Origin of the sequence: Microbacterium sp. 10M-3C3 (genome assembly GCF_003931875.1) — a bacterium.
Lineage (GTDB): Bacteria > Actinomycetota > Actinomycetes > Actinomycetales > Microbacteriaceae > Microbacterium.
The window spans coordinates 916,781-931,723 of record NZ_CP034245.1; the positions used below are offsets into that span (position 1 = coordinate 916,781).

The 14,943-nt window shown below is 71.9% G+C and carries 21 protein-coding genes; 11 read left to right on the plus strand and 10 right to left on the minus strand.

Annotated features, from left to right (window positions below; translation table 11 throughout):
* The first annotated feature begins 28 nt into the window (after positions 1-28).
* Positions 29-649 carry an ATP-dependent Clp protease proteolytic subunit gene (locus tag EI169_RS04350; protein WP_125131243.1) on the plus strand — a complete coding sequence of 207 codons (621 nt, stop codon included), beginning with the start codon at positions 29-31 and terminating at the stop codon, positions 647-649.
* A complete protein-coding gene (locus EI169_RS04355) occupies positions 646-1,230 on the plus strand; it encodes an ATP-dependent Clp protease proteolytic subunit (protein ID WP_125131244.1) in 585 nt (194 codons plus the stop codon). Before EI169_RS04350 ends, EI169_RS04355 begins: the two co-directional genes overlap by 4 nt.
* On the opposite strand, the gene EI169_RS04360 is transcribed toward EI169_RS04355, so the two are convergent.
* Positions 1,197-1,913: an MBL fold metallo-hydrolase gene (locus EI169_RS04360; protein WP_125131245.1), complete on the minus strand. Its 717-nt coding sequence runs from the start codon at positions 1,911-1,913 to the stop codon at positions 1,197-1,199. The two genes, EI169_RS04355 and EI169_RS04360, sit on opposite strands and share 34 nt — an antisense overlap.
* 70 nt (positions 1,914-1,983) lie before the next feature.
* On the opposite strand from EI169_RS04360, the gene EI169_RS04365 reads away from it, so the two are divergent.
* The gene (locus tag EI169_RS04365) at positions 1,984-2,535 is read left to right on the plus strand and encodes a TetR/AcrR family transcriptional regulator (protein WP_125131246.1); all 552 of its coding nucleotides are present in this window, start codon (positions 1,984-1,986) and stop codon (positions 2,533-2,535) included.
* Here the strand turns inward: EI169_RS04365 and ligD are convergent.
* The 3 genes from ligD to EI169_RS04380 all read right to left on the minus strand — a co-directional run bounded on the left by ligD (position 2,469) and on the right by EI169_RS04380 (position 5,044).
* Positions 2,469-3,731: a non-homologous end-joining DNA ligase gene (gene ligD / locus EI169_RS04370; RefSeq protein ID WP_125131247.1), complete on the minus strand. Its 1,263-nt coding sequence runs from the start codon at positions 3,729-3,731 to the stop codon at positions 2,469-2,471. The genes EI169_RS04365 and ligD overlap by 67 nt on opposite strands.
* A complete protein-coding gene (locus EI169_RS04375) occupies positions 3,728-4,027 on the minus strand; it encodes a helix-turn-helix transcriptional regulator (RefSeq protein WP_125131248.1) in 300 nt (99 codons plus the stop codon). The genes ligD and EI169_RS04375 overlap by 4 nt, the downstream gene beginning before the upstream one ends.
* Positions 4,028-4,150: 123 nt before the next feature.
* Positions 4,151-5,044, minus strand: a complete 894-nt coding sequence (locus EI169_RS04380) for a Bax inhibitor-1/YccA family protein (RefSeq protein ID WP_125133311.1) — start codon at positions 5,042-5,044, stop codon at positions 4,151-4,153.
* Positions 5,045-5,166: 122 nt separating this feature from the next.
* Between EI169_RS04380 and EI169_RS04385 the strand changes: the two genes are divergently transcribed.
* The 3 genes from EI169_RS04385 to EI169_RS04395 are packed head-to-tail and all read left to right on the plus strand — an operon-like array spanning position 5,167 to position 8,146.
* Positions 5,167-6,177, plus strand: coding sequence for a glycerophosphodiester phosphodiesterase family protein (locus tag EI169_RS04385; RefSeq protein WP_125131249.1), 1,011 nt, complete (start codon positions 5,167-5,169; stop codon positions 6,175-6,177).
* 26 nt (positions 6,178-6,203) lie between these two features.
* Positions 6,204-7,130 (plus strand): ABC transporter ATP-binding protein, encoded by a 927-nt coding sequence (locus EI169_RS04390; RefSeq protein WP_125131250.1) that lies wholly within the window; start codon positions 6,204-6,206, stop codon positions 7,128-7,130.
* The gene (locus EI169_RS04395; RefSeq protein WP_125131251.1) at positions 7,127-8,146 is read left to right on the plus strand and encodes an ABC transporter permease; all 1,020 of its coding nucleotides are present in this window, start codon (positions 7,127-7,129) and stop codon (positions 8,144-8,146) included. The genes EI169_RS04390 and EI169_RS04395 overlap by 4 nt, the downstream gene beginning before the upstream one ends.
* Before the next feature lie 10 nt (positions 8,147-8,156).
* Here the strand turns inward: EI169_RS04395 and EI169_RS04400 are convergent, their stop codons facing one another.
* From EI169_RS04400 to EI169_RS04415, 4 genes are all read right to left on the minus strand, one after another.
* Entirely contained in the window at positions 8,157-8,477 is a 321-nt protein-coding gene (locus tag EI169_RS04400; protein ID WP_125131252.1) for a hypothetical protein, read from the minus strand.
* Between the two features lie 30 nt (positions 8,478-8,507).
* Positions 8,508-9,998: an NAD(P)/FAD-dependent oxidoreductase gene (locus EI169_RS04405; RefSeq protein WP_125131253.1), complete on the minus strand. Its 1,491-nt coding sequence runs from the start codon at positions 9,996-9,998 to the stop codon at positions 8,508-8,510.
* Positions 9,995-10,429 carry an SRPBCC family protein gene (locus EI169_RS16765; RefSeq protein ID WP_125131254.1) on the minus strand — a complete coding sequence of 145 codons (435 nt, stop codon included), beginning with the start codon at positions 10,427-10,429 and terminating at the stop codon, positions 9,995-9,997. Before EI169_RS16765 ends, EI169_RS04405 begins: the two co-directional genes overlap by 4 nt.
* Before the next feature lie 69 nt (positions 10,430-10,498).
* Entirely contained in the window at positions 10,499-10,819 is a 321-nt protein-coding gene (locus EI169_RS04415) for a hypothetical protein (protein ID WP_125131255.1), read from the minus strand.
* 130 nt (positions 10,820-10,949) lie between these two features.
* Here EI169_RS04415 and EI169_RS04420 point away from each other — a divergent pair, with 130 nt between their 5' ends.
* Complete coding sequence (locus EI169_RS04420; protein WP_125131256.1) at positions 10,950-11,390, plus strand: MarR family transcriptional regulator; 441 nt, start codon at positions 10,950-10,952, stop codon at positions 11,388-11,390.
* Positions 11,391-11,394: 4 nt separating this feature from the next.
* On the opposite strand, the gene EI169_RS04425 is transcribed toward EI169_RS04420, so the two are convergent.
* Positions 11,395-11,739: a hypothetical protein gene (locus EI169_RS04425; RefSeq protein WP_125131257.1), complete on the minus strand. Its 345-nt coding sequence runs from the start codon at positions 11,737-11,739 to the stop codon at positions 11,395-11,397.
* Between the two features lie 159 nt (positions 11,740-11,898).
* Between EI169_RS04425 and EI169_RS16885 the strand changes: the two genes are divergently transcribed.
* The 3 genes from EI169_RS16885 to EI169_RS04435 are packed head-to-tail and all read left to right on the plus strand — an operon-like array spanning position 11,899 to position 13,579.
* Positions 11,899-12,024, plus strand: a complete 126-nt coding sequence (locus EI169_RS16885; protein WP_276312915.1) for a hypothetical protein — start codon at positions 11,899-11,901, stop codon at positions 12,022-12,024.
* Positions 12,021-13,175, plus strand: coding sequence for a zinc-dependent alcohol dehydrogenase (locus tag EI169_RS04430; protein WP_125131258.1), 1,155 nt, complete (start codon positions 12,021-12,023; stop codon positions 13,173-13,175). Before EI169_RS16885 ends, EI169_RS04430 begins: the two co-directional genes overlap by 4 nt.
* A complete protein-coding gene (locus EI169_RS04435; protein WP_346427091.1) occupies positions 13,175-13,579 on the plus strand; it encodes a hypothetical protein in 405 nt (134 codons plus the stop codon). Before EI169_RS04430 ends, EI169_RS04435 begins: the two co-directional genes overlap by 1 nt.
* Here the strand turns inward: EI169_RS04435 and EI169_RS16890 are convergent.
* Positions 13,548-13,682, minus strand: a complete 135-nt coding sequence (locus tag EI169_RS16890; protein WP_276312917.1) for a hypothetical protein — start codon at positions 13,680-13,682, stop codon at positions 13,548-13,550. The two genes, EI169_RS04435 and EI169_RS16890, sit on opposite strands and share 32 nt — an antisense overlap.
* A gap of 135 nt (positions 13,683-13,817) precedes the next feature.
* On the opposite strand from EI169_RS16890, the gene EI169_RS04440 reads away from it, so the two are divergent.
* Positions 13,818-14,930: an acyl-CoA desaturase gene (locus EI169_RS04440; RefSeq protein ID WP_125131259.1), complete on the plus strand. Its 1,113-nt coding sequence runs from the start codon at positions 13,818-13,820 to the stop codon at positions 14,928-14,930.
* Positions 14,931-14,943: the final 13 nt, after the last annotated feature.

Genomic DNA, 14,943 nt, shown 5'->3' on the forward strand with positions numbered 1-14,943 from the left:
CGGCCGTTGCCGTGCGGATGCTGAGGGCATGACAGACGACGCCTCTCCCCGCGTGTTCGGCCCCGAGGCCCGACGCGACCTGTACGCGCAACGCGTGCTGATCCTCGACGGCCCGCTCGACGACGACAACGGCACGCTGCTGGCCACGCAGCTGCTCGCCCTCGCGTCGGACGACGACACCGCCGACATCGCGCTGTGGATCCACTCCCCCGGCGGCTCGGTGCCCGCGATGCTCGCGATCCGCGATGTCATGCGGCTGATTCCGAACGACGTCGCGACGCTCGCGCTCGGTCTCGCGTGCAGCGCCGGCCAGTTCCTCCTGTCCGCCGGAACGCCGGGCAAGCGCCGCGCGCTGCCGCACGCGCGCATCCTCATGCATCAGGGTTCGGCGGGCATCGGCGGATCGACCGTGGACGTCGAGGTGCAGGCGGGCGACCTTCGCCACATGCGCGACACGGTGCTCGGCCTCATCGCGGCCGACACCGGACAGAGCGTCGCGCGCATCTTCGAGGACTCGCTGCACGACCGGTGGTACACCGCGGAGGAGGCGCGCGCGTACGGATTCATCGACGCCGTCGTGGACGACTTCGGGCAGGTGAGCCCGCGCCGCCGCCGGGTGCCGGGCCTGGGGACGGAGGTGGCGGCGTGAGCGGCTACACCATCCCGAACGTCGTGGCGCAGCATCCGCGCGGCGACCGCATCATGGACGTGTACTCGCAGCTGCTGAGTGAGCGCGTCGTGTACCTCGGCACCGCGATCGACGCGGGCGTCGCGAACGCGCTCATCGCGCAGCTGCTGCACCTCGACGCCGAGAGCCCCGAGCGGGAGATCCAGCTCTACATCAACTGCGAGGGCGGCGACCCGGCCGCGATGCTCGCGATCTACGACACGATGCAGCATGTGCGCCCGGCGGTGGCGACGACGTGCGTCGGCCAGGCCGTCGGCGTCGGGGCGGTGCTCCTGGCGACGGGTGCAGCCGGCCGCCGCGCGGTGCTGCCGCACGCGCGCGTCGTCCTGCACCAGCCCGCGGGGCAGGCGCGCGGTGCGATCCCCGACCTCATCCTCCACGCCGACGAGCTCGTGCGCGTGCGCGGCGACGTGGAGGCGATCCTCGCTCGCCACACCGGGCAGGACGCGGGCCGGCTGCGCGTCGACACCGACCGCGACCGCATCTTCACGGCGGCGGATGCGGTGGCCTACGGGTTGGCGGACACGGTCCTCACGCGCTGAACGGCGTCGGCGGGAGAGCCGCGGAACGGCGCGCCGTGCCCGGGCAGCACCCACTCGGCGTCGATGCCCGCGATCCGCTCGAGCGATGCGAGCGCCTCGTCGGGGTCGTCCGTGAAGGGCGCCGGGGCCGGGCCGACTCGGCCGGTCAGAACGTGCCGAGTCGTCAGCGCGTCGCCGACGAACACCGCTCGCACGAGGTCAGAGTGCACCGCGATGCTTCCCGGCGAGTGCCCGGGCAGCGCCACGATGGTCGGGCTGCCGGGCAGGTCGAGCACGTCGCCGTCGGCGATGTCGCGCACGTCGGTGAGCCACTGGGCGCGCATGCCCTTGCGCGCGGCGTACGCGAAGAAGCCGAGCAGGGGACCGAGGCGCCACGGCCCCATCGCGGTCTTGGGCTTGGCGCCGCCCTGCGCCCGGGTGGCGTCACCGGCATGGATGAACACCGGCACGCCGGTCTCGCGGCGCAGGCGCTCGGCGAAGCCGACGTGGTCGCTGTCGCCGTGGGTCAGGACGACGCCGCGGATGTCGGCCGTCGTCCGGCCGAGCTCGGCCAGCTCGCGCTCGAGATCGCGATAGAGCCCGGGCAGTCCCGCGTCGACGAGCGTGATGCCCTCGGGCGTGACGATGAGATACGCGGCGACGATGTCGTTGCCGATTCGGTGCAGGCCGGGTGCCAGACGCATCGCGGCTCCTCTCAATGATGGCTATGAACATTAGCCATGATAGCTTATGTTCATAGCTGGAAGGAAGCCCATGCCGACACCCGATCGCACGTCGCTCGACGAGATCGTGACCGCGGCCGCCGACCTGCTCGACGCCGCCGGCCCCTCCGCCGTGACCATGCAGGCCGTCGCGAGCCGCGTCGGGGTGAAGGCGCCGTCGCTCTACAAGCGCGTCCGCGATCGCGACGCGCTCCTGCGCCTGGTCGCCGACGCGGCTGCCGACGACCTCGCCCGGCGACTCGCGGCGACTCCCGGCGACCTCTCGGCGCTCGCCCGGGCCTTCCGCGCCTTCGGCCAGACCCGCCCGGAAGCATTCCGGCTGCTGTTCGCCGGGGTCGCCGACCCCGCCGCGACAGCCCGCTCGAGCGAGCCCGTGCTGAGCGCGGCGGCGGCGGCCGTGGGCGCTGCGCACGCGCTGGATGCGGCGCGCCTCCTCACCGCATGGGCGACCGGGTTCGTCTCGATGGAGCTCGCGGGCGCCTTCCGGCTGGGCGGCGACCTCGAAGAAGCCTTCTCCTACGGGCTCGCCCGCTTGGTCGGCGCGCTCGAGTCCGACCATGACCGCCCGGCCCACGGGTCGTAGTCGGCCAGCAGCGCCTCCTGCGCCGGCCGCTCGCCCTCGGCGACGTGCTGCAGGTTGACGCGCACGCGATACCACAGCGAGCTCGACCCGCGCATGCCGTCCACGAGCACGTCGGCCGGATGCAGCTGCGCCGCCGCATCCGGATGCTCCGCCTTCCACCGCTCGAGCAGCTCGAGGGCCTCGGGCTTGGTCTTCGTGCGCGCGATCTCGATGAGCGGCATCGTCGACGCGCGACGGCCCGACCCGTCACCCGCGCGGGGCGGCTTCTCCGCGGGTCCGAGCTCCTTCGACAGGGCGAGCAGGCCGTCGAGCACGCCGACCGCCTCGTCGATGCCGCGGTGCGGGTCGCCGATCGCCGCGAAGCGCTCGATCACGCTCGCGACCGTGAACTCCTCGGGACGCCGCTCCCGCAGCTCGTCCCACGCGAGGGGCGTCGACACGCGGGCATCGGGCAGCGGTCGGATCGAGTACGCCGAGGCGACGGTGCGGTCCTTGGCGTTCTGGTTGAAGTCGACGAAGACGCTCTCGCCGCGCTCCTCCTTCCACCAGCGCGCGGTGGCGAGGCCCGGCGCGCGGTTCTCGACCTCGCGTGCGAGCGTCTCGGCGGCCAGGCGCACGTCGCGGAAGTCCCACTGCGGCGCGATGCGGACGAGGATGTGCAGGCCGCGGGAGCCGCTCGTTTTCGGCCAGCCGACGAGCCCGTGCTCCTCGAGCACCTCGCGCGCGACGAACGCGGTGTCGACGATCTGCGACCAGTCGACGCCGGGCATCGGGTCGAGGTCGACGCGCAGCTCGTCGGGGTGGTCGAGGTCCTCCGCGCGGACGGGATGCGGATTCAGGTCGAGGCAGCCGAGGTTCGCCACCCACGCCAGGCCCGCCGCATCCCGCACGACCGTCTCTTCGGCCGACGTGCCGCGGGCGTAGTGGAGCGTCGCGGTGTCGATGAAGTCGGGGTGGTTCTCGGGCACGCGCTTCTGGAAGAACGCCTCCTGGTCGATGCCCTTCACGAAGCGCTTGAGGACCATAGGCCGACCACCCGCGCCGCGCAGCGCCCCGTCGGCGACGGCGATGTAGTAACGCACGATGTCGAGCTTGGTGAGGCCCGGCTCGGGGAACACCACGCGGTCGGGGCTCGTGACGCGCACCTCATGGCCCCCGACGTCGAGGACCTCCGCGGGCGTCTTCGCGGGGCTCATGCCGCCAGCGCGTACACCGAGGCGCCCGCGGCGGCGGGTGCGGATGCGGCGCGCAGCTCGAGCGCGATCGTCGCCGTGAGATCGAGCAGCGTGACGCCGAGCGCTCCGGCGATGGCGGCGATCATCTCGCTCGAGGGCTCCTTGATGCCCCGCTCCACCTCGGAGAGGTACTGCGGCGAGACGCCGGCGCGGGCGGCGGTGTCGGCGAGGCGCTCACCGCGCGCCAGCCGCAGCCGGCGCAGCAGTGCGCCGAGAGACTCGCGCCACAGCGGCTCGGGATCGAGAGGTCTGGCCATGCGCTCACGATAGGGCGCCGCATCCCTGCGCGACCACCCCGTTCCGCCCACGGCGGAACCAAGCACCCCGGCAACGGCGGAGGGGCCGCCCTGTCGGACGGCCCCTCCGGGAAACGCGCTGCGTCAGTTGTTGCCGCGCAGGATCGCCAGCAGGCGCAGGATCTCGACGTACAGCCACACGACGGTCACCATGATGCCGAACGCGCCGACCCAGCCGTACACGCGCGGGGCGCCGTTGCGGACACCCTGCTGGACCTGGTCGAAGTCGAGCACGAGCGAGTACGCCGCCATGACGACGACGAGCACGCCGATGATGACGCCCAGCGGGATGCCGAACACCGTGTTGCTCAGGATGCCGAACGGGCCGCCCGCGATCGGGGCGTTGAACAGCATGAGGCCGACGTTGATGAGGCTGAAGACCGCGTAGCCGATCATCGCGATGAGGAAGATCTTCGTCGCGCGCTTGGAGGCGCGCACCTTACCGCTCGCGAAGAGCGCGAGGGTCACGCCCACGACGGTGAGCGTGGCGAGCGTCGCCTGGAAGACGATGCCGTTCCACGCCGTCTCGAAGAACGCCGAGATGCCGCCGACGAACAGACCCTCGAACGCCGCGTAGGCGATGATCAGGGGCACCGACGGCTTGCGCTTGAAGATGTTGACCATCGCCAGGACGAAGCCGCCCAGGGCACCGATGATCCACGGCAGCGGGTTGATCGCGCCGGTCGGGGCCAGGCCGCCGAGCGTCCACACCCAGCCGACCGCAGCGGTGACGAGGAGGACGCCGAACAGGCCGACGGTCTTCCACACCGTGTCTTCGACCGTCATGCGGTCGGTCTCGCGGGCACCGGCCGCCGGGGCGGTGTACATGCCCTCGAGGGTCGCGGCCTCGGCCGCGGGCGGCGGCGCGTACTGCGCCGGCCCGCCGAGGCGGGCGGCCTGCTGTCCGCCGGGATAGCTCTGAACTGCGCGGGGGTCCTGGAACGCCGGGGTATTGAATGCCGGGTTGTTGAGGGCCACTGCTCTCACACTCCAAAATCAGGAATCACAGCACCGTGCTGTAGAGCAACACTAGCCGACGGCGTGTCGCGGGCGGCGGACGTGCGCTGAGCGTTCGCCCTGAGCACGACTAGCCTGGAGCCGTGACCCGGTCCGCGCCCCTCGTCATCGGACACCGCGGGGCCCCCGGATACCGCCCCGAGCACAGTGCGTCGTCCTACGACCTCGCCCTTGCGATGGGCGTCGACGCGGTCGAGCCCGACATCGTGATCTCGCGCGACGGCGTGCTCGTCGTGCGGCACGAGAACGAGATCGGATCGACCACCGATGTGGCGGAGCATCCGGAGTTCGCCGATCGCCGCACGACCAAGACGATCGACGGCGCGTCGCTCACGGGGTGGTTCACCGAGGACTTCACCGCCGACGAGCTCGCGACGCTCCGCTGCCGCGAGCGGCTGCCCAAGGTGCGGCCCGCGAGTGCGTCGTTCGACGGCACGCAACCGGTGCTGCGCCTGCGCGACGTGCTCGACCTCGTGCGGCAGGCCTCGCTCGAGCAGGGACGCGAGATCGGCGTCGTGCTGGAGATCAAGCACGCCACGTACTTCGCCGAGCTGGGGTTCGACGTCACGGCGCTCGTCGCCGCCGAGCTCGCGGCGGCCGGATGGGCGCGCGGCGAGCTGCCACTCGTCGTCGAGTCCTTCGAGTCGACCGTGCTCGGACGGCTCCGGGCGACGGGGCTGCCTGCGACGTACGTGTACCTCCTCGAGGCCGCCGGGCGGCCGTACGACCTCGTGGCCGCGCAGGGCACGGCTGCCCCGACCTACGCCGCGACCGCCGCGCCGGAGGGACTCGATCGCCTTGTCGGCCGCGTCGACGGCATCAGCGTCGACAAGCGCATGATCCTCGCGCCCGACCGGCGGGGCCGCAGCGCCGGGCCGAGCCGGGTCGTCGTCGACGCGCACGCGCGCGGGCTGCGCGTGTTCACGTGGACATGCCGGCCCGAGAACGCCTTCCTCATCCCGCAGTTCCGCGGGCGCGGGGGGGCGGGCGCGTTCGGCGACTACGCGGGGGAGTGGGACGTCATCCGCCGCTCCGGCGTCGACGGCGTGTTCGTCGATCACGCCGATCTGGGTATGGAGTTCTTCCGGCGTTGACCGGCGGCGCCCATAGAGTGGACGGCATGTCCCAAAGCGGAATCGTCGTCGAGGGGGTGCGACGTTCCTTCGGCGGGGTGCAGGCGGTGCGGAACGTGACGCTTCACGCCCAGGCTGGGCGCGTGACCGGCCTCGTGGGCCCCAACGGAGCCGGCAAGACCACGCTGCTCCTCATGCTCGCCTCGCTGCTCGCGCCCGACGAGGGCAGCATCCGCCTCGAGGGTGTCGACCCCGTCGCCGACCCGGCGCCGGCACGCGCGCTGCTCGGCTGGATGCCCGACACTCTCGGCGCGTGGCCGTCGCTGACTGCGCGCGAGACGCTCGCGACGACCGCGCGGCTTTACGGCATGTCGGCGGCGGATGCGGCGACGCGCGCCGACGCGCTCCTCGCCGACGTCGGGCTCGCCGAGCTGGCGACGTCGCCGGCGCGTGTGCTGTCGCGCGGGCAGAAGCAGCGGCTCGCGCTCGCCCGCGCGCTCGTGCACGATCCGCGTGTGCTGCTGCTCGACGAGCCTGCCTCGGGCCTGGACCCGCAGGCGCGCATCGATCTGCGCGTCACGCTGCGACGGCTCGCGGCGGAGGGGCGCACGGTGCTCGTGTCCAGCCACGTGCTGAGCGAGCTCGAGGAGGTCGTCGACGACGCGGTGTTCCTCGTCGCGGGCGAGACGGTCGCGGCCGACCGGGTGGCGCAGGCGGCCGCGCAGGGGCGGTCGTGGCGCATCCGCACCATCGGCGACGCGGATGCCGCAGGCGTCGCGCGCGCCCTCGGGCGCACGACGGATGACGTCACCGCCGACCGTCGCGACGTGCTCGCCGTCTTCGCGTCGGAGACGGAGGCGGCGGCGGGCCTGCGCGCACTGGTGGCCGCCGGACTCGACGTGACGGAGTTCGCGCCCGCCACGGGCGATCTCGAGCACACGTTCCTCGACCTGCGGAAGGAGCCGGACGCATGAACGCCGGTCGCATCCGGACGATCGTCCGACTCGAGCTCACGCAGCGGCTGCGCTCGGTCGGCTGGTACGTACTGCTCGGGATCTTCGCCGTGATCCTGCTCGTGGTCACCGGGCTCGCGATCGCCGCGTCGGCGCTCACGGCCGGCAGCGGCGGGTGGCTGTTCTCCGCGCTGATCCTCCTCGTGCTGCTCCTGGTGCTGCTCGTCACGCCGACGCTCAGCGGCAACAGCGTCAACGGCGATCGCGAGGCTGCGACGCTCGCGCCACTGCAGGTGACGCTCGCGACGGCGGGCGACATCGTCATCGGGAAGCTGCTGGCCGCGTGGATCGCGGGCCTGGCGTTCCTCATCGTCGCGGCGCCCTTCCTCGTGGTCGCTACCCTCGCGGGCGGCCTCGGCGCGGGAGCGATCGCCACGTCCCTCGGGGTGCTCGTGCTCGAGGTGGGCATCGTGGCCGCGATCGGGGTGGGACTCAGTGCGATCGTCGCGCGCCCGCTGTTCTCCGTGGCAGCCACGTACCTGGTGATCGCCGCCCTCACCGTCGGCACGCTCATCGCGTTCGGCCTCGGCACGATCACGTCGCGCGCCGAGGTGACCGTCAGCGAACGGTCGTACGACGGCACGGCGTGCGGCGACTGGCAGACCTACACGTACGAGACGCCGCGCACCGACCACGTGTGGTGGCTGCTGTCGGCCAACCCGTTCGTGGTCCTGGCCGACGCGACGCCGATCACCTACAACCAGTACGGCTCGCCCGAGAACCTCTTCGGGCAGATCTCCTACGGCGTGCGGTCGGCGCAGATCCCGCCCGACACCGACGTGCGTTACGACTACTGCGACACGGCGTCATGGGAGACCACGCCCGAAGACCTGCAGGAGCGCGTCGCCGGCACGGCGCCGAGCTGGTTCGTGGGTCTGCTCCTGCAGCTGGTGCTGGCGGGCGGTCTGCTGGCGTGGGGATGGGCGCGCACGCGCACGCCCTCGCGCACGCTGCCGCCGGGCACGCGCATCGCCTGATGGGGCGGGCTCAGCCCAGCCAGTTCTCCGGCCGCGCCGCCGCGAGACCCGAGCGCGAGCTCAGCGCCCGCTCGGCCGCAGTGAGCACATCGGCCACGCGCGCATAGCGACGGGCGAGGCCGCGACCCTGCAGCCAGATCACGTCGACGTGGTCGAGCCCGCGGGCGCGCACGCACGCGACGAGGTGGCGCGCATCGTTCTCGGGGTAGGCGGTGTCGTGGATGAGCCAGTCCTCGTCACCGATGCGGATCATGGTGAAGCGGCGCGGGGAGGTGGAGCGGGAGTCCTCCGGAGTGTCGCCGGGGGCCACGACGTGTTCGGCGATCGTCATCGATCTCTCCTTTCCGGGGTGGGGGTGAGGCTACGGTACGTCCGACCCCGGACGCCCGGTCCGGGGCTTGACTTCCGGCGAAAGGTCGGGAAGCGCGCGCGTGCCGAACTCGTGGCGGAGGGCACTGCGGGCCGCATGCCAGCCGGCCAGTCCGTGCACGCCAGGACCGGGGCTCGTCGACGCCGAGCACAGGTACACGCCGCGCGCCGGGGTGCGCCACGGGTCCGAGGTCGGCACCGGTCGCGCGATCAGCTGGCGCAGTGACGGCGCGCCGGCGGCGATGTCTCCCGCGGGGTAGTTCGGGTTCTCCGCGGCGAGGTCGACCGCGGTGCGCGAGCTCGACGCGAGGATCACATCGCGGAATCCGGGGGCGAACCGCTCGATCTGGCGTGTGATCGCCTCCTCGCGGTCGGCCGTGCTGCCGGCCGGAACGTGCGTGTACGCCCACAGCGTGTGGGCACCCGCCGGGGCGCGGGTGCCGTCGAACAGCGACGGCTGCGCGACGAGCACGTACGGCCGGTCGGGAAGGCGCCCGCGCGTGACGGCGTTCTCGGCCGCCGCGATCTCGCCGCGCGTGCCACCGACATGCACCGTGCCGGCCGTTGCGACCCCGGGGTCGGCCCACGGCACCGGTGCCGAAAGGGCGTAGTCGACCTTGGCGACCGCGCCGCCGTAGCGGAAGCGCTCGAGGATCGTCCGGTACCAACCGGGCAGCGCGTCGCCGGCGAGGTGCAGCAGGGCCCGCGGCGTGACGTCGAGCAGCACGGCGCGCGCCGGCGGCAGTTCCGCGAGCGAGGCCACCTCGACGCCCGTGAGGACCTCGCCGCCGTGCGCGCGGAGGTCGTCGACGAGCGCGTCGACGATCGCCTGACTGCCGCCGACCGGGATCGGCCAGCCGCGCGCGTGCGCGTGCGTGCCCAGTGCGAGTCCCGCGGCGCCGGCGGCGATGCTCGGCTGCGACAGGATCGAGTGCGCGGCGACGCCCGTCAGCAGGGCCGGCACCGCTGCATCCGTGAACCGCGCGTTCCACAGCGGCGATCCCTGCTCGAGCGCGCGCGCGCCGAACAGGGCGGCGGTGAACGGATGCCGCGGCACCCCTACGAGCGCGTCACCGGTGAATTCGGCCACGCGGTCGGCCCGTTCCACGAGCGGGCGCATGAGGCGCGCGTAGGCCCGCCCGTCCGCGCCGAGCGCGTCGGCGGTGCGGTCGAGGTCGCGGAAGGCGACGGCCGCGGGGCGCCCGTCCAGGGGATGCGCGAACGATGCCTCCGGCACCGCGAAACGCAGGCGCTCGCCGAGGCCGAACTCCCGGAAGAAACGCGACGCGAAGGCGAGCGGATGCACCGCCGAGCACACGTCGTGCCGGAAGCCGGGGAGGGTCAGCTCGGCGGTCGACGCGCCGCCGCCGATACGGCCGGCGCGCTCGTATACGCGGACCGCAAGCCCCGCGCGCGCGAGCGTGACGGCTGCGGCGAGACCGTTGGGACCGGAGCCGACGACGACCGCATCGAGCGCCGTCACGCCCGCCCCTCGGCGACGAAGGCCAGACGCCGGAGGGTCTCCGTGTTGCGCGCGTGCAGGAAGACGTCGAGGAGCGCCTGCGGGATCCAGCTGCCGGGGCCCGAGACGCCCTCCTCCTGCAGCCGCACGACCGAGCCCGCGCCGCGGGGCTTCACGTGGATCGTGACCCGCGCCTCGCCGACCGGCCATCCGCGGGCGAGCAGCACGAGCCGGCGCGGCGGGTCGTACTCGACCGCGCTCGTCGTGTCGTCGAGAAGGAATGGCCACGCCCCGAAGGAATGGTGCAGCCGCGAGCCGGTGCGAGGCCAGTCGTCGGCGACCTCTCTCATGCGGGCCGCGCCCACGACCCACGTGGGGAACAGCCAGCCGTCCTCGAGGACGCGGAACACGGCCTCGGGGGTGCACCTCATCTCACGCACGTTGATCGACATGACGCCCACGCTACGGTCGCTGGCCCGCGGCCGCGATCGGGGTTGCGCGGCCGCTCGCCGCGCGCAACGTCACGCGCGCGGCGCGGGAGTGGGGGAGACCGTCGACGCCTCGGAGAGGTCGACCATGATGCCGGCCGTGCCGGCAGCTTCGTTCGCCAGATGCTTCATGAGCTCGGGATCGAGCATCTCCGGCTCGGGCGAGGCGAACACGAAGCGCAGCTCGATCGCCGGCTGCAGCCAGATCGTCGAGCGGCCGGTGCCGTCACGCCATGTGAGGGTGAAACTCTCGCCGCGGCGCAGCTTCGTCGCGATCACGACCTTGATGTGGGCGAGCAGACGGTCGGGGATACGGATGGGCTCAGCGCCGCCGCCGTAGTACAGATTTCCCAAGGCGGCCTCCTTTCGCTCGTGCCTCTTGCAAGTGTACCCGTTATTTCGGAAACTTAGATAAAATTCTTAATGATTAGAATTCGATAACCTGCGAAGAGTCGTGGCAAGCACGACGGATCGAGGCGGTGACATGAGCGAATTCCGGCGGCAGCCTTCGGCGCTGCGCCTCGCGCTCCTGCGCTACGTCGACGCCCGCCAGGCGTCGATCCTCCAGGCCCGCCGCGACCTGGGCGTCAACGAGCTCGACGCGCGGGCCCTGCTCTACATCTCGAGCAATCCCGGCACGCGGCCGACCGCCCTGCGCGAGTACCTGGGCATCACGTCGGCGGGGGTGACGACCCTCGTCGACCGGCTCGTGCAGCACCGCGCGGTACGCCGCGACGTCGACGAGAGCGACCGCCGCGTCAACCGGCTGACCCTCACCGTCGATCTTTCGGCGGAGCCGTGGTCGGCGCTCACGCGCTTCGACACGCAGTTCGACGCGGCGCTGGCGGAGACCTCGTGCGACGACGCCCAGCGGTTCGCGAACGCTCTCGACGCCCTGACCGCGGCCGCGTCGGCGACGCGCTGACCGGTCAGATGGCGTCGGGGGTGGCGTGCGCACGCGCGCGCGCCTCAAGGAAGGCGCACAGCGCCGAGATGACCATCAGCTCGGTCGCGATGCCCATGACGGTCGCGGCATTGGTCGCCGACGCCTCCGCCCGCGGCTCGAACGTGACACACCAGTCGAGCGAGCCGACCTCGACCGGCTGGATGTAGAGCTTCGTCGGCACGCTGTCGAGGGTCGCCACGACGAGCCCCGTGTCCGCGCCCTCCCCACCGTCCTGAGGCACGACGCGGACGTCGTCGGGGACGGCGTACCCCAGTGCGCGGAACTGGTCGATCCACTCCTCGAGAGTGGCGATGGTAAGAAAGGTCATCCTGGCCTCGGAGTCGCGCGCCGCGGGTCGACGCCATCGTTGACAGTATGCGGGGTGGCACCCCCGGTTCCCAACCGTCAACCCCCTTCGACACCAGCGGCCCGTCGCGGTGGAGTGTGCCGGCGGCGGACAACGGGTCCGCAGGGAAGGACGGGCGACATGAGCGATCCGACAGCCGACAAGCCGAGCCAAGCCGAGGGCGACATCGGCGACGATGACATCACGGCCGCCGAGCAGGACGGTGACGATCGGGACGACGACGACATCGACGACGGCGCGGCATGAGAGCGCTCGCCTACCGCGGCCCCTACCGCCTGAGGGTCGAGGACAAGCCCGACCCGCGGATCGAGCACCCCGAGGACGCGATCGTCCGCGTGGAGCTGGCGTCGATCTGCGGGTCGGACCTGCATCTGTACCACGGCCTCATCCCCGACACCCGCATCGGCCACACGTTCGGGCACGAGTTCATCGGCCGCGTCGAAGAGGTCGGCCCCGAGGTGCGGACGCTCTCCCCGGGCGACCGAGTGATGGTGCCGTTCCACATCTCGTGCGGGTCCTGCTATTTCTGTGCGCGCGGGCTGTACACCAACTGCCACAACGTGAACCCCAACGCCACCGCGGTGGGCGGCATCTTCGGCTACTCGCACACGGCGGGCGGCTACGACGGCGGACAGGCGGAGCTCGTCCGCGTGCCCTTCGCCGACGTGGGCCCGACGATCATCCCGGAGTGGCTCCACGACGAGGACGCCCTCATGCTCACGGACGCCTTCAGCACCGGGTACTTCGGCGCGCAGCTCGGCGACATCCGCACGGGCGACACCGTCGTGGTGTTCGGCGCGGGCCCCGTGGGGCTCGCGGCCGCGCGGTCTGCGTGGCTCATGGGTGCCGGTCGGGTGATCGTGATCGACCACCTCGACGACCGGCTCGAGAAGGCGCGCACGTTCGCCTTCGCGGAGACCCACAACTACACGCACCACCGCGACGTGGTCGTGCTGCTCAAGCGGCTCACCGACCACCTCGGCGCCGATGTCGCGATCGACGCGGTCGGCGCAGAGGCGGCGGGCAACCATCTGCAGCACGTGACGTCGTCGATGCTGAAGCTGCAGGGCGGTTCGCCGGTCGCGCTGAACTGGGCCATCGACGGGGTGCGCAAGGGCGGGACGGTGTCGGTCATGGGTGCCTACGGACCCATCTTCAGCGCCGTGAAGTTCGGCGATGCGATGAACAAGGGGCTCACGCTCCGTATGAACCAGGCGCCCGCGAAGCGTCAGTGGCCGCGGCTGTTCGAGCACATCCGCGCCGGCGTCATCTCGCCGCGCGAGCTCATCACGCACCACCTGCCGCTCGAAGACATCGTCGACGGCTACCGCATGTTCTCCGAGAAGCGCGACGGCTGCATCAAGACCGTCGTGCACATGGACGGGAAGGCCGGATGATGACTGACACCCCTGAAGAGCTCCGCGGCCGCATCCCGGGGTGGGGCGCCGACGCCGACCCGGCAGACCGCCCCGCGGTGCCCCGCGAGCGGACGGATCTGCCCGAGCAGCGTCCCGGCCCGCCGACGCGCCAGCACACGGCGGGCCATCGCGAGCGCTCGATCGAGCACGCGGACCTCACCGCCGTGTTCGGGACCGCCCAGCCGCTGCACGGCGTCTCGGGTCTCGTGCGGCGCTTCGCGTACGCACGCTACAGCGAAGCGCGCGCGGCGCACTGGCTGCTGCTGATGCTCGGTGACCGCATCGAGGCGCTGGGCGCGCGGCGGGCACGCGTCGCGCTCGTCGTCGCCGCGGTGGCGGCGATCCTCGGCGTCAGACGTAGCCTTCGAGCTGCATCCAGGTAGCCGTGTCCATCAGCTCGCCGTACGCGTCGGACAGACCGTCCGGCGCGATCGGCGCGACGGCGTCGATGTCGGCAGGGACGGTGCCGCGCGATCCGGTGAGCATTGGCACAATGTGCCACGTTCCGCGCCCCTGGGCAACACCTGTGCAAACGCCGACGCATGCGGAAGCAAGCATCCTCCTCCACGTAGTGTCGGGCCCACGGGCCCTTCCGTCCCGTATCCCCCCGAATGGAGCCCCATGACTCTCACGTCTCCTCCCGTCGCGACGCTCGGCCCTGTCCGCCAGACCTACGCGAGCGAGAAGACTTTCCCGCCGATCGCGCGTGCCTACACACAGGTGTCGCAGATCGCGAAGGAGACCGGGCTGCTGGGGCGGGCGCCGTGGTTCTACGCCTCGGTCGCCGCCGCGATCGCCGTGGGGTTCGGCGGTGCGATCACCGGCTTCATCCTGCTCGGCGACAGCTGGTTCCAGCTCCTCATCGCCGCCGCCCTCGGCATCCTCTTCACGCAGGTCGCGTTCCTCTCGCACGAGGCTGCCCACAAGCAGATCCTCTCGTCCGGCAAGGCCAACGAGCGGCTCTCGCGCCTCATCGGGCCGGGCCTGGTCGGCATGAGCTACGCGTGGTGGAACTCCAAGCACACGCGTCACCACGCCAACCCGAACCGCGTCGGCAAGGACCCCGACATCGAGGTCGACACGATCTCCTTCCTCGACGAGGATGCGGCGCGCTCGCGCGGCATCGTCCGCCTCATCACGCGCAAGCAGGGCTGGCTGTTCTTCCCGCTGCTCACGCTCGAGGGGCTGAACCTGCACTGGCTCGGCATCCGCCACCTCGTCTTCACACGCGGGCACGTGCCCGGTCGCTTTCAGGAACTCGCGCTGATCCTCCTGCGCCTGGCGGTCGTCATCGTGCCGGTCTTCCTTCTGCTGCCCCTCGGCATGGCCTTCGCCTTCATGGGCGTGCAACTCGCGGTCTTCGGCGTGTACATGGGAGCGTCGTTCGCCCCGAACCACAAGGGCATGCCGGTCATCGCGCCGGAGGCGAAGCTCGACTTCTTCAGCAAGCAGGTCCGCACGTCGCGCAACATCCGCGGCGGCTGGTGGGCCACGTGGCTGATGGGCGGGCTCAACTACCAGATCGAGCACCATCTCTTCCCGAGCATGGCGCGCCCGCACCTGTCCCAGGCGCGCGAGATCGTGCGCGACGCGTGCGCGACCCTCGACGTGCCATACACCGAGACCTCTCTGCTGCGGTCGTACGGCATCGTCATCGAGTACCTCAACCGCGTCGGGCTCGCCGCTCGTGATCCGTTCGATTGCCCGACCCGCGTGGGCCTTCGCGGCGTCTGACGACCGGCGGCAC

Bases quoted from the DNA above. Each gene is read 5' to 3' on its own strand.
- EI169_RS04350 (WP_125131243.1), top strand. From the start codon at position 29: ATGACAGACGACGCCTCTCCCCGCGTGTTCGGCCCCGAGGCCCGACGC.
- EI169_RS04360 (WP_125131245.1), bottom strand. From the start codon at position 1,913: ATGCGTCTGGCACCCGGCCTGCACCGAATCGGCAACGACATCGTCGCC.
- EI169_RS04425 (WP_125131257.1), bottom strand. From the start codon at position 11,739: ATGACCTTTCTTACCATCGCCACTCTCGAGGAGTGGATCGACCAGTTC.
- EI169_RS16890 (WP_276312917.1), bottom strand. From the start codon at position 13,682: ATGCTCACCGGATCGCGCGGCACCGTCCCTGCCGACATCGACGCCGTC.
- EI169_RS04395 (WP_125131251.1), top strand. From the start codon at position 7,127: ATGAACGCCGGTCGCATCCGGACGATCGTCCGACTCGAGCTCACGCAG.
- EI169_RS04430 (WP_125131258.1), top strand. From the start codon at position 12,021: ATGAGAGCGCTCGCCTACCGCGGCCCCTACCGCCTGAGGGTCGAGGAC.
- EI169_RS16765 (WP_125131254.1), bottom strand. From the start codon at position 10,429: ATGTCGATCAACGTGCGTGAGATGAGGTGCACCCCCGAGGCCGTGTTC.
- EI169_RS04420 (WP_125131256.1), top strand. From the start codon at position 10,950: ATGAGCGAATTCCGGCGGCAGCCTTCGGCGCTGCGCCTCGCGCTCCTG.
- EI169_RS16885 (WP_276312915.1), top strand. From the start codon at position 11,899: ATGAGCGATCCGACAGCCGACAAGCCGAGCCAAGCCGAGGGCGACATC.
- ligD (WP_125131247.1), bottom strand. From the start codon at position 3,731: ATGAGCCCCGCGAAGACGCCCGCGGAGGTCCTCGACGTCGGGGGCCAT.
- EI169_RS04435 (WP_346427091.1), top strand. From the start codon at position 13,175: ATGACTGACACCCCTGAAGAGCTCCGCGGCCGCATCCCGGGGTGGGGC.
- EI169_RS04400 (WP_125131252.1), bottom strand. From the start codon at position 8,477: ATGACGATCGCCGAACACGTCGTGGCCCCCGGCGACACTCCGGAGGAC.
- EI169_RS04375 (WP_125131248.1), bottom strand. From the start codon at position 4,027: ATGGCCAGACCTCTCGATCCCGAGCCGCTGTGGCGCGAGTCTCTCGGC.
- EI169_RS04390 (WP_125131250.1), top strand. From the start codon at position 6,204: ATGTCCCAAAGCGGAATCGTCGTCGAGGGGGTGCGACGTTCCTTCGGC.
- EI169_RS04440 (WP_125131259.1), top strand. From the start codon at position 13,818: ATGACTCTCACGTCTCCTCCCGTCGCGACGCTCGGCCCTGTCCGCCAG.
- EI169_RS04365 (WP_125131246.1), top strand. From the start codon at position 1,984: ATGCCGACACCCGATCGCACGTCGCTCGACGAGATCGTGACCGCGGCC.